Origin of the sequence: Rubellimicrobium sp. CFH 75288 (assembly GCF_009904055.1) — a bacterium.
GTDB lineage: Bacteria > Pseudomonadota > Alphaproteobacteria > Rhodobacterales > Rhodobacteraceae > Rubellimicrobium.
In genome coordinates this window covers 189,077-203,302 of the sequence record NZ_WYDP01000008.1, presented here as the reverse complement: position 1 = coordinate 203,302, position 14,226 = coordinate 189,077, and the positions used below count along the sequence as shown (strand labels likewise).

The following is a 14,226-nucleotide window of genomic DNA, read 5'->3' as shown; positions in this document are numbered from 1 at the left end:
CCGCCGACATGTAGGAGGCGTCGGCCCGAGCGCCAAGGCCGCATCGGTGGCTGACGCCGCTGGAGGGCGGCTGCGCCTCGGCTTTGTCACGTCGGGCGAGTGGGTCGCCGCGGCGCAACGGCTGCGGCATGGTCGCTTTATCGAGCAGCGCGGGTTGCCTCACCGTCCCGCCGGGCTCGATGCCGACGGGCACGACGAGCATTGCTGCCATCTCCTGGTCCTGACGGAGCAGGGCGACCTCGTCGGCACCGCGCGGCTGCGCGCCTTTCCGTCCGGGCGTCAGATCGGCGACAGCTACGCCGCCGGATTCTACGATCTCGACCGGCTCGCGCGGCACCCGGGCCGCCTTCTCGAGGTGGGACGGCTCTGTGTCCGGGTCGGGGCCGGACCCGAGGTCCTGAGGGCAGTTCTGGCCGGGATCGCCCTCGCCGCAGACCATGCAGCGGCGGAGGCCCTGTTCGGCTGCGCGTCGTTCGAAGGGTCGGAGCCGGCACGCCATCGCCACGCTCTCGCCTATCTGGCGGAGCGTCATCGGCCGCCTGCGCTCTGGGCACCCCGCCCCAGGGTGCGAGACGCCGTGCCGCTCGCGGTCCCGGGGCCGCCGCCTCCGCCGGACGCGCTGCAGGCCCTGCCGCCCCTGCTCCGCACCTACTGCGCCCTGGGCTGCTGGGTCAGCGATCATGCGGTCCCCGACCCGACGCTCGACACGTTGCATGTCCTGGTCGTGCTCGAACGGCGCCGCATCCCTCCGGGCAGGCTGCGGACGCTCCGGGCGCTAGGCTCCCTGCTCGCGCCGATGGTCTATCCGGCAGAGGCGAGCGGCTCCTCGGCAGACGGGTCGCTGTCCTCGATCAGGTCGGTCGCGGACAGGCCGAACCGTTCGGCCACGTCTGGGGCATAGCGCACCAGATCGGAGCGGAGGCGCAGCAGGCTCAGGTCCTTGGCCTTGGCCTCGAGCATCACGTCGAACTCGACCCCTTTCATGGCCCGCATGAAGGTCGCGAACTCGAACGGGTTGGTGTAGTCGGCGTGCCCCGTCCACACCGGCGGGAGCAGCACGGTCTTGACCCGCGAGGTCGCTGTCACCGGCTCCAGCGTGGGAGCACCGGACGGTGCCGCTCCTGCCTTGGCGGCTTCGCGCTCCCGATCGGTGACCTTGCGCTTGATCTCGCGCAGTTCGGTGCGCGGAGACGAGAAGTGGATCTTCGGCCGCACCCCGTCGGGCCACGACCCGACGAAGGCTTCGACCGTCGCCCTCAGGTCTGCACGCTCCGGGTTGAGGCACCAGAAGTGCTGGTAGTCGAACACGAGGCGCACCCCGCACCGCTCATGGATCCAGAGGACGTCGCTCGCCGAGAAACGCAGGTCGTCGTTCTCGAGCACGAGCCTTTCTCGCACATGGGAGGGGCAGCGTTCGTAGCCCCTGATCCACCGGGCGCGGCTGGCTGCATGGTCGCCGTAGGTTCCGCCCACATGCGTGACGACGACCGCTTCGGGGCCCAGTCCCATCCGGTCCAGCATCTCCGCCTGCGATGCGAGATCCCAGATGCTCTTGTCGGTGAGGGCATGGTCGGGACTGTTCAACAGGACGAACTGGGAGGGGTGAAAGGACAGTCGCAGATCCATGCTCCGGGCGCGGAGTCCAAAGGCGGCGAGATCGGCATCGGCCTCCTCCACCATGCGGTGGAACTGCGGCATGTCCGGATGCGTGGCATAGGGCGCCAGATCGGAGCTCATCCGATACATCGAAATTCCGACCTCGCCCAGGTAGTCCAGGACGCGATGGAGATGCTCCAGCGAGACCCGCAGGTGCGGGTTCTGCTGCCAACGCCGGGTGTCGTTGCTCTTGAGTCCCGGGCGGCCCATGATCTTCACCGGAAATCCGAGCCGGAGCGGTCTGGTGCCGCTCATGGGGCGACAGCCTCGCCGAACCCGATGCGCTCGAGGAACTCGGTCCAGGCCTCGGGCCGCAGCGCGCCCCCTGACGCCGCCGCATGGCCGCCCCCGTATTCGTCTCCCGCGCCACTCGGCCGGTGGGCGGCCAGGAACCGGGTGAGGTCCACCGGCCGCGCCGTTCGCGCGGCGAAGTGGACCCAGCCATCCCGGTAGCCGCGATTGGCGACGATCACGATCCGGTCGCGCAGACGCCCCTTCCAGGATTGCGCAACCAGGGGATGGATCTGACAGGGGGTGTCCAGCTCGATGAGGGCGATGTCCCCCCGGATCACTGGGGGCACCCTGCGGGCCGCTTCCGTGGCGGCGCGGACTTCGTCCCGGGCGGCCAGCAACCGGGCCGTTTCCGGGTGGTCGCCCGACAGGATGTCCCTGGGACCGTCGCAGCGCATGAGGAGCCGGAGGGCAGGGGTCGCGTCCCCGCTGGCCGAGCGCCTGGGAGCGTTGAGAAGGGCCGCGGCGTCGCGCAGTGCAGTCTTGCCCCACCGGGCATTCGCCCGATCCATTTCGGGAAAGCCCGCCCGGTCGGCCATGTCGCCGATCAGCCCGATCGCGGCAAGCCAGAGCAGATCCTCGGCCGGGCCGAGGGCGGTCGCGGCCCACCAGGTCAGAAGGGATGTGGTCGGTTGCGGCTCCAGCCCGTAGCCCGACAGGATCAGCGCACCTTCGGGCGAACCGCGCGGCACGTGATGGTCGATGATGATGGTGGGGATGCCGGGAAAGACGACGCCCGCCTCGACGCCCAGATCGAGGACGATCACTCCGCCGGGCGCACGACCCATGACCTCGGTGCGCAGCGGATCGGACCAGACCCGTTCGCCGCGTCCGACGATCCGCGGCCAGACCCCCCACCCGGCCCGCGCCAGCATGCGGTGGAGGATCGCCATGGCGGACAGCCCGTCCGCATCGAAATGGCCGAGCAGGGCCACCGGATCGTCCCGGTCCACAAAAGACATGGCCTCCCGGAACCGGTTGGCCAGACGGAGGCCGGGATCTCTGATCGGCGCTGTCATGGCCTGATAACGGGTCTCCTGGCCAATCGGTTCACCGGCGCGGCACGATCAGTTCGGCCCAGACCGGCAGATGGTCGGAGGCGACCCGCGACAGCGGGGAGAGGTGAACGCCGCTCGTCTCGACGCGGACATATCGACCGACGATCAGGTGATCGAGCGCCACCACGGGCCGGGAGGCATGGAAGCTCGGCCCCGGAGTGACGACTCGCAGCTTCGGATCGGGCGTGCCGAAGAGACGCTCGGGCCGGGGCGTGTTCAGGTCTCCGGCGAGGACGAAAGGCAGCCGCTCGGCCCGTGCTGCATCGAGGATCGCCGCCATCTGCCGCCGGCGGGACGCCTGATCGAGTCCCAGATGGGTCGCGACCAGCAGAAAGCGCCAGCCCGATGGCAGGGTCACGCGTGCCAGGAACGCCCCCCGCGGCTCGAGGCCGGGCAGGGACAGACACTGGGCGACCTCGCCCTCCACGCCGTCGGAGAGCAGGATCGCGTTGCCGTGCCAGCCCAGAGACGGACCCGGACCCGGATCGAGCGGTCGCCAGCGGCCATGCGTCTCCAGCAGGACGTGCGGCAAGGCGGCAGGACGGTTGCCCAGACGCTTGTCGGCCTCCTGAAGGGCGACCACGGAGGCGCCGATCTCGTCGAGCACTGCCAGGATCCGGTCCGGTCGCCTCTTCCAGTCGAGGCCGACCGCCTTGCGGATGTTGTAACTCGCGATCCGGACCCGCCCCCTTGCCATGGCACGCCTCAGAGGAGCGGCGAGACGAGCCGGGCCATCGAATCCCGGAACTGCAGCAGGCGCGGCCCCGACCGATAGGCGTCCGGATCGAAGCGGCGGCACCACGCGCGGTCAGCATCGTAGGCCGATTCGAGCTGACCGGCCACAACGGGATCGTAGATCAGCGCGTTGAGTTCGTAGTTGATGGAAAACGACCGGATGTCCCAGTTGCCCGAGCCGATGGACGCCACCTCCCCGTCCGTGACCACCGTCTTGGCATGAAGAAAGCCTCCTTCGTAGAGCAGCACCTCCACGCCCGCCGCGGCGACTTCGGCGAGGTAGGTCTGCGCGGCCCAGTACACGATCCTCTGGTCGGGCCCGTCGGCCGTCACCATCACGGACACGTCCAAGCCGGCCAAGGCCGCGGCCTTGAGGGCTTCGGCCAGCGATTCCTCGAGAATGAAATAGGGCGTCTGGATGCGCACCCGTTTGCGTGCGCCGATGATCATGCCGAAATACTGCTGGCGGATGGCGCGCCATTCGGAGTCGGGCCCGGACACGACGAGCTGAAGCGGGGTGAACGCCTCATCCTCCTCCGGCGACAGCGGGGGAAAGTGCTCGGCCGGCAGAAGGGGACCGTGCGTCGCGTTGGACCAATCCACGGCGAACACCGATTGCAGCACTCGCACCCCCAGGCCGGTCAACCGGAGATGGGTATCCCGCCAGCGGGCCAGCCCGCGACCGGGTCGGAGGTGCTCCTGTCCGATGTTGAGCCCGCCCGTATAGCCGACCCGGCCATCGATCACCGCGATCTTCCGGTGGTTGCGGTAGGAGATGGTGTGGACGCGCCAGAGCGGCGAGGACGGCCGCATGTCCACTCCTCCGCGGCGCATGCGACGGACATAGAGGGCCATGCGCAGTCCGAACGAGCCGACCGGGTCGTAGAGAACCCGCACCTCCACGCCCTGTGCCGCCTTGGCGGTGAGCAGGGCCCGCAGCCGCTCCCCCAGGGCGTCAGGTCGCCAGATGTAGTATTGCAGATGGATCGACCGTCGGGCGGACTTGATGTCGTCGAGAAGCCGCGGATACATCGCCTCGGCGTCGATCAGGACTTCGACCCCGTTGGACGTCGTCACTGTGGCCTGCGATGCCGCGTGGACCAGGTTCGTCAGCCGTCTCCAGAGGGTCGGGGCCTCGTCCATGGCGGCGATGGCGGCAGCGTGTTCGTCCCAGGCGCGGGCCAGCGTCGCGTTCAGATGGCCGGGTAGGTTCTGGCGGATCAGCCGGCGCGTGCGACCGACCCCGCCCCGCATCCTGCCGAACAGGATGTAGATGATGAGACCGCCAAGCGGCAGGGTGATGAACAGAAACAGCCAGGCGAAAGCCGACTGGGGACGGCGATTCTCGGACACGATGTAGGCAGCGACCGCAACGACATAGATCGTCAGGCCGATGGTCACATAGGACATGGTCGGTTCCGCGGCTCTGTCCCGCATCGTTGGACGGGCCGATCCCGGATCGCAAGAGGATTGATCGGGCTTGCCTTTTCGGCACGTCCCGCCACAGTGCCGAGGGGGCGGGAGGGGGCCGGATGATGCAGCGACGGTTCGGACGGACGGGCTGGACGGTCGGCGGGATCGGTTTCGGAGCGTGGGCCATCGGCGGCTCCTGGGGCGAGGTTTCCGAAGCGGATGCCCGGGCCGCGCTGCATGCCGCCCTCGACGAGGGTGCGGATTTTATCGATACCGCCGATGTCTATGGCGACGGCCGCTCCGAACGGCTGATCCGCCGGGTCTTGGCGGAGCGAGGTGTCCTGGACGCGGAGCCGGGCGAAGGCAGACCCGTGGTGGCAACGAAGCTTGGCCGCAGGCTCGATCCCCACCGCGCCGAAGGCTACACGGCCGAAGCCATGGCGTCCTTCGTCGATCGGAGCCGGGCCAACCTCGGAATGGATCGTCTGGATCTCGTCCAGCTCCATTGCCCGCCCACGGCGGTCTATTACATGCCCGAGGTCTTTGAAGCACTCGAATCCATGGCGGAACGGGGAGTGATCCGCCACTACGGGGTCTCGGTCGAGAAGGTCGAGGAGGGGCTGAAGGCCATCGAGTTCCCGTCGGTCGCGTCGGTCCAGATCATCTGGAACATGTTCCGCCAGCGCCCGGCGGACCTCTTCCTGCCGCGCGCGAGGGAGAAGGGCGTTGCCATGATCGCGCGTGTTCCCCTGGCCAGCGGATTGCTGGCCGGACGCATCACGGCGCAGACGCGCTTTGCCGACGACGATCACCGCCGGTTCAACCGCCATGGCGAGGCCTTCGATGTGGGCGAGACCTTTGCAGGCGTGCCCTTCGAGGTCGCCCTCGCCGCCGTGGAGGAGGTGCGCTCGGTCCTGCCCGCGGATTGGCCGATGGCGCAGGTCGCGCTCCGCTGGTGTCTGATGAACGATGCCGTGACGGTGGTCATCCCCGGTGCCCGGAATGCCGACCAAGCGCGCGCCAACACGCGGGCCGGAGCCCTGCCGCCGCTGTCGCCGGAGACGATGTCGGCGGTCGCAGAGATCTATCGCCGCCGGATCGCTCCCCACGTTCACCAGCGCTGGTGAACCGGACCCGCCATCAATTCCGCCCTCGCTGGAGTTCGGAGATGGCGGCCACAAATTCCCGCGCCCTAGCTTCGCCGGTATGCCCGTCGAGAACGAGGCGGCGCGCTGCCGCGCCCATGGCGGCGCGCTGCTCCTCCGCCATGGCGGTGAGTGTTGCCACCACGGCCTCGGTATCGTCCGCGATGACGATGGCCTCGCCATCCGGAAGAAGATCCGACAGGCCGTCCCACCGATCGGAGATGACCGGAGTGCCGCAGGCCGCTGCCTCGAACAGCCGCACGGAAGGCGACCAGCCCATGGCACGCATAGCGCTGCGGGTCACGTTCAGCGTGAAGCGTTGCGCGTTGTAGAAGCCGCCATGCCGATCGGGCGGAAGATGCTCCATCCGCTCGACATTCTCCGGCCAGTCGATGCCGGACGGATACTGGGGTCCCGCCACGACGAACCGCATCTGTGGCAGCCTCCGTGCGGGCTCCAGCAGAAGGCGCTCGAGGGTTGGCTGCCGGTCGTCGCTGTAGGTCCCGAGATAGCCGAGATCCCAGCGCTTGGTGATGCCAGGATCGAAGGAATAGCTCTGCGGATCGACAGAACAGTACAACGGCAAGGCCCGGCGAGCCCCGTAGTTCGTCTCCAGCCGCTGGAGGACCGGTCCTCCGGCAAAGGACAGGTAGGCGTCGAACAGCGGGATCTGCCGGCGGGCGAGGTAGTCCTCGCGACCTTGCTCGAGACCGGCGAGCGTGACTGGCGTGTCGATGTCGTAGAACAGAAGCGCCCGCAGGCCGAGAGAAGCCAGCCGGTCGATCACACCCACGCCGTCCGGGACAAACGACCCCACGATGACCGCATCGGCGCGGCGGAGCCGCTCCGCATGGCGCTCGATTGCTAAGACCGGGTCGTCATAGAGGACGAGTTCGCAGAAGCCGGGATCGGGAAGGTCGCGGTTGCCGGCATACCAGGGCATGTCGCGTTCCAGGAAGAGGACGCGATGACCGTTCGCCCTGAGGCCTCCCAGAAGAGCGCGGAACGTGGTTGCGTGGCCGTTGCCCCACGACGAGGTGACCGACAATCCGAACACGGCGATGTCCAGCGGCGCCATCATCCCTTCTCCGCCTTCGCGCCGAGACGTTCGCGGAAGATCGCGTCGGCCTGAGCGGCCCGCTGCTCGTAGGTGTGCTCGGAGAGGGCGCGCCGCAGGGCGGCCTGGCCGATCCGGCGTGCGGCGGCGGGCGTGATCTCCTCGGTCAGGGCGGCCACGTCCGTGCCGTCGCGGGCGACGAGGATCTCCTCTCCGGGCTCGAAGAACAGTTCGATCCCCTCCCAGTGGTCGGTAATCAGGCAGGCGCCGGCGCCGGTCGCCTCGAAGACCCGCGTCGCCGGCGAGTAGCCGGTCCGGGCCATGCTGTCGCGGGCCACGTTCAGAACGAGGCGCGGCGTGCAGTTCAGGGCGTTGTGGTCTGCCGTGGGCACATGGCCCAGGCACCGGACGTTCGGGCTCATGGTCACATCGCCCCAGCCCGACCCTCCGAGAAGGAAGCGCCGATGGGGCAGGGAGGCGGCCGGGCCCAGAAAGAACTCGGCCACGCGCGCGTCGCGGTCGGGCAGCCGATTGCCGAGGAATGCGAGGTCGGCTGCAAAACGCGGATCTGGCGGCACCGGATGATGTGTCTGGGGATCGAGCGCGTTGTAGATCGGCACGCAGTCCCGTGCTCCCAGGTCCCGGTAGGCCCGGACGACCGGATCGCCGCCGCCATAGGTCAGCACCAGATCGAGCGTCGGCAGGATCTGCCGAAGGGGATGATCCGGGGTGGAGCGCAGTTCCGCGAGCGTGGCCGGCGCATCGACATCCCAGAAGACCTTGAGGGCATCGGCCCTGGCGCTGGCCATGGTCGCCTCGAGCAGGCAGTCATCCTCGTACCCGACACCGGAGGCCTTGACCACGATGTCGGCATCGGCCGCAAGGGCGGCAACGCGCCGCAGATCCTCCACCGTTCCGGAATAGACCACGACCTCCGCCCAATGCGGCGGGTCCATGTCCCGATGGCTTTGCCGATCGTACACGTCGGGTTCGTAGAACGTGGTGGCGTAGCCCCGCGCGGCCAGGGCACGGATCATCCCCCGGTAATAGGTTGCCGCACCGTTCCAGTAGGCGCTGAGGAGGCTCGAGCCGTAGAAGGCGATCTTCATGCATTCTCCATGACAGCGGCCACATCCATGTCGCGCAGGATGGCGAACAGCTCGTCAACACGGTGGCGGCAGGTGTGGCGGGCGCGGATCGTCTCCAGGCCGCGGCGCGAGAGGTCCGCCCGCAGATCGGCATCGTGAACGAGGTTGCGCAGATGGCGAGCCATCTCCTCGCCGGTCCGGGCCCAGAGAAAATCGCCCGGCCGGAACAGACCCTCTGCATCCGTCCATGGTGCGGAGACCAAGGGAATGCCGCAGGCCAGCGCCTCGAACGGGCGGATCGTGGGAATGCCGGGGAGGGCTTCCACATAGGGACGGCGTGGCACATGGACGGTCACCCGGTGGGCCGCGAAGGCGCGCGGCGCCTCCGCGTTGGGCAGCCAGCCGCGATAGGCGATCCCCGCCTCCGCCAGCAGAGCCTGCGCCTCGTCGGGGTAGCGCACGCCGTGAACGGCGGCCTTCAGTCCGAGCTGCCGGACGGGTTCGACAAGGAACTCGACCAGCTCGCGCGAGCGTTCCCCGTCGCCCCAGTTGCCGATCCAGATCAGATCGGCCTTCTGCGGCTCTCCGGTCAGAGGCCTGAACAGGGCGTCGTCGGCGGCCTCGTGCCAAGTGTAGCAGCGACGACCCCAGCCTGCCCGCAGATAGCGCTCGCGCAGCGACTCCCCGAAAGCAAGGACGGCATCGTACCCCGACAGATCCATTCCCCCGATCTCGCGCTCTGCCGAGACCGCGCGGTGGTGGGTGTCGTGAAAGAGCAGGACGAACCGGCCTCCCTGTGCGCGGGCGCGTCCAAGCCTCCCGATGATCTGCGGGTCGGTCCATTCGTGCACAAGGACGATGTCCGCCTCTGCAGCGGCCCCCTCGTGGTCGAATGTCTCGTCGTAGCGTTCGGAGCGCAGCATCGGAAACGCTTGCGCAAACGCCGCCTCCGCTGCGGGGCCTCCTTCGGCGATGAGGTTGGCGCGGCTCCAGGATCCGGCGGGCTCGAGAACGCGGACCTGGTGCCCCCGGGCGAGGAGATCGCGGAGGACTCCGCGCAGGAAATGCGCATTGCCGTGGTTCCAGTCGGAAACCAGGGAATGCGTGTAGAACAGGAACCGCACGTCATGCCTCCCTTGCAACCGGGTGTCGCCGGCTTCCGAGTACCGCCCGGTACTCGGCCGCCATGGCTTGGGCGGTTCGTCGGACACTCAGCCCGAGAGCGCGCTTGCGGGCGGATCGGCCGAGCCGCTCCTGCATTGACGGGTCGGCAGCAAGCCGGTTGATCGCCTGCGCAAGAGCCTCCGGGTCGTTCACCGGGACGAACCACGCTGCATCGTCCCAGAGTTCGCGGAACACCGGCAGGTCCGACAGGATCAGCGGCAGCCCCAACATGGCGGCCTCGGCGACAGCGAGCCCGAAGGGTTCGTACAGGGACGGCGAGACAAACAGGCGGGACGACCCCATCCGGCGGAGTGTGTCGGCGTGAGAGCACGGACCTGCCGCCACCGCATGCCGTGGTCTGAACGCAGCGCCGTTGGGTCCGTCGAGGGGACCGACAAGATGGATCGGCCACTCGGTGCGGGCCGCTGCGGCATCCAGCCAGGCCCCGCCCTTGCCGTCATCCCACCAGCGGCCGGCTGCGACGACGATGGGCTCCTGCCGTGCTCCAAGATCGAGGGCTCCCACGGCATTGTGGATGGCGACCAGTCTGCGCAGGCCGTCGTAACACCGCTCCAGGGCTCCTGCATGGGCGCGGGAGGGTGCCACGATCAGATCGGCCCGCATCAGGCCGCGCCGCGTCAGATCCATCTGCCATTGCCACGCGGCTGGCAGTCCTGTTCCTCGCACCGCCCGGAACCACGTCGCCACGCAGGAATGCGAGACGACCACCACCGGCCACCCGCCGTCCAGATCGGCGGCCTGCGACGGCAGGTTGAGGTGCAGAAGATCGGCGCCGCAGCGTTGCGCCTCCTGCGCCACGACGTCTGCTACGGGTCGCAGGGCGGCGGGATCCGGGGCCAGCCAGTCGAGGTCCCCCGATCGGGCCCAGGTCAGGGGTCCGACCGCATCGGCTTCGCGCCTCTGGGAAGGGCTGGGCGGCGGACCGAAGCCGAGAAATGCCGTCTCCACCCCCTCGTGCCGAAGCGCCGCCGCCAGATCGATCGCGTAGCGCCACACGCCGCCCACGGCGTCGAGCGTCATCAGGATGCGGATCATGCGGGACGACGCTGCGGCTCGGCCCGGCCCGCGGGGAACACCCGGTTCTCCCGCAGCCAGGCCGCCAGGTCGCGCAAGCCGTCCTGCCAGCCGATGCGCGGCTTCCAATCGGTCGCCTTCTCGATGGCCGAGGTATCGGCGACAAACCACGGCTGGTCTCCCGGCCGCCAGTCGGCGAAGCGGATGGCAGGCTGCTGGTTGGAGATCTCGCGGATCGTGTCGATCACGTCCATGAGACTGACCGCATTGCCGACCCCCCCGCCGAGGTTGAACGCGCGGCCGGAAAGGTCCTCGATCCGGTCGAGCACCATGCGGTAGGCGGCGACGGCGTCGGCCACGTGGAGGATGTCCCGCACCTGCCGCCCGTCACCGAAGATGGTGATGTCCTCGCCCGACAGGATGCGGATCAGGAAGTGCGCGACCCAGCCCTGATCCTCGGTGCCGAACTGGCGCGGCCCGTAGATGCAGCTCATGCGCAGAACGGCGGCCGGGACGCCGAAGGATCTGGCGTAGTCCAGAACATACTGGTCAGCGACCCCCTTGGAGCAGCCGTAGGGCGTGCAGAAGTCGAGAGGACGGGTCTCGTCGATGCCGCGCAGCCTCACTTCCGGGTCCCGCGGAAGGTGGCGGCCGTTCGCGGCGTCCATGTCCAGATCCGACAGTGCGCCATAGACCTTGTTGGTGGAGGCGAAGAGGAACGGCATCGGCCGGCCCGATTGCCGTACCGCCTCGAGGAGGTTGAGCGTGCCGCGTGCGTTGACCTCGAAATCGGCCACGGGATCGATGAGGCTGGTCGTCACCGCCGTCTGGGCCGCCAGGTGGATCACGGCGCCCGCCATGCCGACGGCCTGTGCCACCGCGTCGGCGTCACGCAGGTCGCCGATCACCGCCGTCAGCCGCTCGGGGTGGCGGCTGCGCAGCCAGTCGAGGTTGGTCGAGACCCCTGGCCGCGACAGGTTGTCGAACACGATGACGGCACGGCCATCCGACAGCAGCGCATCCGCCAGGTTGCTGCCGACGAACCCGGCGCCCCCGGTCACGAGAACGGGCTCGTGCGGCATCGTCACGACACGAGCCTCCGGGCCTCCAGTTCCTGCCGCATCTGCGCGCCCCGATCGACGACCGTCTGACCGCGGACCCAGGCGACGAACTCGCCCAGCGAGTCCTCCAGCCGGTGCTGCGGCTCGAAGCCCAGGATCTCACGGGCCAGGCCGATGTCGGCAAAGCAGTTGCGGATGTCTCCGGCCCGGTACTTCCCGAGGATCTCGGGCTCGAGATGCTCGAGGCCCATGGCCTGGGCCAGCAGCCGCGCCACTTCCGCGATGCTGTACGACCGCCCCGAGCCGATGTTGAACACGCCACCCGCGGCGTCCGCCTGTTCGTAGGCGAGACGGAACGCGCGTGCGACATCGCGCACATGGACGAAGTCGCGCTTCTGCTCGCCATCCTCGAAGATGGTGGGCGGGGACCCGGAGGCGAGACGCGAGGCGAAGTTGGCCAGCACCCCGGTATAGGGGTTCGATAGCGCCTGTCCCGCGCCGAACACGTTGAACAGCCGCAGCGCGACCGTCTCCGTCTCGTAGGCTTCGCCGAAGATCATGACCTCGCGCTCCTGCGCGTACTTGGTCAGGGCATAGATCGACGCGAGGTCCGGGCGCTTGCGCTCGTCGGTCGGGCAGGGCGCCAGTGGCTGCCCCTCGGCATCGACGGGATTCCAGCGGCCGGCGCGCAGATCGTCAGCCCGCCGGCGCACCGTCTCGTCCAGCGAACCGTCCGCCCGGCGGTAATAGCCCTCGCCGTAGATGCTCATCGAGGAGGCCACGACCAGACGGCGGACAGGCTGTTGCAGTACGGCCTCGAGCAGCACGGCGGTGCCGAGGTCATTGGCCCCCACATAGCGCGCGATCTCGTACATGGATTGTCCGACGCCCACCTCGGCGGCAAGGTGGATGACCCCTTCGCAACCCGCCAAAGCGCTGCGCAGCGCCTCGGCGTCGCGCACGTCGCCGCGCCGGACCTCTGCGCCCTCGGGCAGGTTCTTCGGGCCGTCCGTGTGAACCTGATCGATGAGCGAATCGTAGAGAACAACCTCGTAGCCGCTGGCCAGAAGTTCGTCGGCGACATGACGGCCGATGAAGCCGCACCCGCCGGTCACAAGGATTTTCGTCATCCGTCCCCCGTCTCGGCGGTCGCGCGCCGACTGCGCCTCCAACGCCGCCGCCGGCATCCTGTTCCCTGTGGTCGAAGAAGATCATCCGCAGCGTTCGCACTGCCGGGAACCGGCAGCCCCGTGAGGCGTTTGGCGGCACCCCTTGGCGGAGTTCATGATGCATCAGGCGCCCGGTCCCGTGTCCAGCCCGCGAGCATCCTCGCGAGAGGAGATGCGGGCGGCACAGATCACCGGGCCCGGATCCATGCAGATCGTGACGCTGCCGCGCCCCGAACCGGGCGCCGGCGAGGTGCTCGTGAAGCTGGACGGATGCGGAGTGTGCGCGTCCAATCTCGAACCCTGGGCCGGTCCCGAATGGATGCGCTACCCGACCGAGCCCGGCGGGCTGGGTCACGAGGGCTGGGGGACGATCGAGGCGATCGGGACGGGTGTGGTCGGTCTGTCCGTCGGCACCCGTGTGGCCACGCTGGGTCAGAGATCCTATGCGACCCATGAGATCGTGCCCGCAGCGCGCGTGGTGCCGCTCCCCCGGGCGCTCGAGGGCAGGCCCTTTCCGGGAGAGGCGTTCGGCTGCGCGATGAACGTCTTCCGGCGGTCCGGCATCGGGCCGGGGCTGACGGTGGCGGTGATCGGCGCGGGGTTCATCGGTGCCGCGCTTGTCCGTCTGGCGGCCGATGCGGGGGCCCGGGTCGTCGCCATCTCGCGTCGGCAGAGTTCGCTGGATCTGGCCCGCAGCTTCGGCGCAACCGAGACGATCCCGATGATCGATCACTGGGCCATCATCGAACAGGTGCGCCGCCTCACCGAGGGCCGCTTCTGCGACGTCGTGATCGAGGCGGTCGGTCAGCAATGGCCCCTCGATCTCGCGGGCGAGATCGTGGCCGAGGGCGGCCGGCTGGTGATCGCTGGCTACCACCAGGACGGCCCCCGGCAGGTCAACATGCAGAACTGGAACTGGCGGGGAATCGACGTCATCAACGCGCACGAACGCGACCCGGCGCGCCACCTCGCAGGGCTCCGTGCAGCGGTGGAAGCGGTCGAAGCCGGCACGCTCGACCCCCGGCCGCTGCTCACGCACGCGTTCCCGCTCGAGGAGCTGAACCGCGCGCTCGACACCGCGCGCGACCGGCCCGAGGGGTTTGTCAAGGCTTGGGTCCGATGCGCCTGAGAACCGGCGGGTGTACCGGTGCCGGTCGTGCCGATGAGCAGGCAGGCAGCACCGTTGACCGGCAAGAGGACGTTTCCGCGTCAGGCCTCTGCCGAAGCCGCCCGAGGCCGTCTGGTTCTTCAACCAGAAGGTTGACACGAGGTGAGGTGATCTAGGTGTCCCTTCATGTTCCCTGGTGTGCTGCCCGGTTCTCGAACAAGTCCCTCCGCTTGGCGAGCGGGACGC

13 protein-coding genes are annotated in these 14,226 nt (G+C 68.9%); 3 read left to right on the top strand and 10 right to left on the bottom strand.

Annotated elements, in window-relative coordinates:
- The first annotated feature begins 46 nt into the window (after positions 1-46).
- Positions 47-901: a GNAT family N-acetyltransferase gene (locus GT358_RS09405; protein ID WP_166582350.1), complete on the top strand. Its 855-nt coding sequence runs from the start codon at positions 47-49 to the stop codon at positions 899-901.
- Here GT358_RS09405 and uvsE read toward each other — a convergent pair.
- The 4 genes from uvsE to cls form a co-directional block, all read right to left on the bottom strand.
- Entirely contained in the window at positions 802-1,911 is a 1,110-nt protein-coding gene (uvsE, locus tag GT358_RS09400) for a UV DNA damage repair endonuclease UvsE (protein ID WP_166582349.1), read from the bottom strand. The genes GT358_RS09405 and uvsE overlap by 100 nt on opposite strands.
- Positions 1,908-2,909, bottom strand: a complete 1,002-nt coding sequence (locus GT358_RS09395) for a DHH family phosphoesterase (RefSeq protein ID WP_166582348.1) — start codon at positions 2,907-2,909, stop codon at positions 1,908-1,910. Before GT358_RS09395 ends, uvsE begins: the two co-directional genes overlap by 4 nt.
- Positions 2,910-2,997: 88 nt before the next feature.
- A complete protein-coding gene (locus GT358_RS09390) occupies positions 2,998-3,702 on the bottom strand; it encodes an endonuclease/exonuclease/phosphatase family protein (RefSeq protein ID WP_166582347.1) in 705 nt (234 codons plus the stop codon).
- A gap of 8 nt (positions 3,703-3,710) precedes the next feature.
- Entirely contained in the window at positions 3,711-5,150 is a 1,440-nt protein-coding gene (gene cls / locus GT358_RS09385; protein ID WP_166582346.1) for a cardiolipin synthase, read from the bottom strand.
- Between the two features lie 122 nt (positions 5,151-5,272).
- Here cls and GT358_RS09380 point away from each other — a divergent pair, with 122 nt between their 5' ends.
- Positions 5,273-6,280 (top strand): aldo/keto reductase, encoded by a 1,008-nt coding sequence (locus tag GT358_RS09380; RefSeq protein WP_166582345.1) that lies wholly within the window; start codon positions 5,273-5,275, stop codon positions 6,278-6,280.
- A gap of 13 nt (positions 6,281-6,293) precedes the next feature.
- Here the strand turns inward: GT358_RS09380 and GT358_RS09375 are convergent, their stop codons facing one another.
- From GT358_RS09375 to GT358_RS09350, 6 genes are read right to left on the bottom strand one after another with little or no spacing between them, the layout of a single operon-like run.
- Positions 6,294-7,379, bottom strand: coding sequence for a glycosyltransferase (locus tag GT358_RS09375; protein ID WP_166582344.1), 1,086 nt, complete (start codon positions 7,377-7,379; stop codon positions 6,294-6,296).
- On the bottom strand, positions 7,376-8,464 hold the full coding sequence (locus GT358_RS09370; protein WP_166582343.1) for a glycosyltransferase: 1,089 nt from the start codon (positions 8,462-8,464) through the stop codon (positions 7,376-7,378). Before GT358_RS09370 ends, GT358_RS09375 begins: the two co-directional genes overlap by 4 nt.
- Positions 8,461-9,567 (bottom strand): glycosyltransferase, encoded by a 1,107-nt coding sequence (locus tag GT358_RS09365; RefSeq protein WP_166582342.1) that lies wholly within the window; start codon positions 9,565-9,567, stop codon positions 8,461-8,463. The genes GT358_RS09370 and GT358_RS09365 overlap by 4 nt, the downstream gene beginning before the upstream one ends.
- 1 nt (position 9,568) lies before the next feature.
- The gene (locus GT358_RS09360) at positions 9,569-10,663 is read right to left on the bottom strand and encodes a glycosyltransferase family 4 protein (RefSeq protein WP_166582341.1); all 1,095 of its coding nucleotides are present in this window, start codon (positions 10,661-10,663) and stop codon (positions 9,569-9,571) included.
- Positions 10,660-11,724: an NAD-dependent epimerase/dehydratase family protein gene (locus GT358_RS09355; RefSeq protein ID WP_166582508.1), complete on the bottom strand. Its 1,065-nt coding sequence runs from the start codon at positions 11,722-11,724 to the stop codon at positions 10,660-10,662. The genes GT358_RS09360 and GT358_RS09355 overlap by 4 nt, the downstream gene beginning before the upstream one ends.
- A 2-nt stretch (positions 11,725-11,726) precedes the next feature.
- Positions 11,727-12,833, bottom strand: a complete 1,107-nt coding sequence (locus tag GT358_RS09350) for an NAD(P)-dependent oxidoreductase (protein ID WP_166582340.1) — start codon at positions 12,831-12,833, stop codon at positions 11,727-11,729.
- Between the two features lie 244 nt (positions 12,834-13,077).
- Here GT358_RS09350 and GT358_RS09345 point away from each other — a divergent pair, with 244 nt between their 5' ends.
- On the top strand, positions 13,078-14,001 hold the full coding sequence (locus GT358_RS09345) for a zinc-binding dehydrogenase (RefSeq protein ID WP_243730804.1): 924 nt from the start codon (positions 13,078-13,080) through the stop codon (positions 13,999-14,001).
- The last annotated feature ends 225 nt before the right edge of the window (positions 14,002-14,226 follow it).

Coding starts and splice junctions, on each gene's coding strand:
- uvsE (WP_166582349.1), bottom strand. CDS start 1,911: ATGAGCGGCACCAGACCGCTCCGGCTCGGATTTCCGGTGAAGATCATG.
- GT358_RS09395 (WP_166582348.1), bottom strand. CDS start 2,909: ATGTCTTTTGTGGACCGGGACGATCCGGTGGCCCTGCTCGGCCATTTC.
- GT358_RS09390 (WP_166582347.1), bottom strand. CDS start 3,702: ATGGCAAGGGGGCGGGTCCGGATCGCGAGTTACAACATCCGCAAGGCG.
- cls (WP_166582346.1), bottom strand. CDS start 5,150: ATGTCCTATGTGACCATCGGCCTGACGATCTATGTCGTTGCGGTCGCT.
- GT358_RS09380 (WP_166582345.1), top strand. CDS start 5,273: ATGATGCAGCGACGGTTCGGACGGACGGGCTGGACGGTCGGCGGGATC.
- GT358_RS09375 (WP_166582344.1), bottom strand. CDS start 7,379: ATGATGGCGCCGCTGGACATCGCCGTGTTCGGATTGTCGGTCACCTCG.
- GT358_RS09370 (WP_166582343.1), bottom strand. CDS start 8,464: ATGAAGATCGCCTTCTACGGCTCGAGCCTCCTCAGCGCCTACTGGAAC.
- GT358_RS09360 (WP_166582341.1), bottom strand. CDS start 10,663: ATGATCCGCATCCTGATGACGCTCGACGCCGTGGGCGGCGTGTGGCGC.
- GT358_RS09355 (WP_166582508.1), bottom strand. CDS start 11,724: ATGCCGCACGAGCCCGTTCTCGTGACCGGGGGCGCCGGGTTCGTCGGC.
- GT358_RS09350 (WP_166582340.1), bottom strand. CDS start 12,833: ATGACGAAAATCCTTGTGACCGGCGGGTGCGGCTTCATCGGCCGTCAT.
- GT358_RS09345 (WP_243730804.1), top strand. CDS start 13,078: ATGCAGATCGTGACGCTGCCGCGCCCCGAACCGGGCGCCGGCGAGGTG.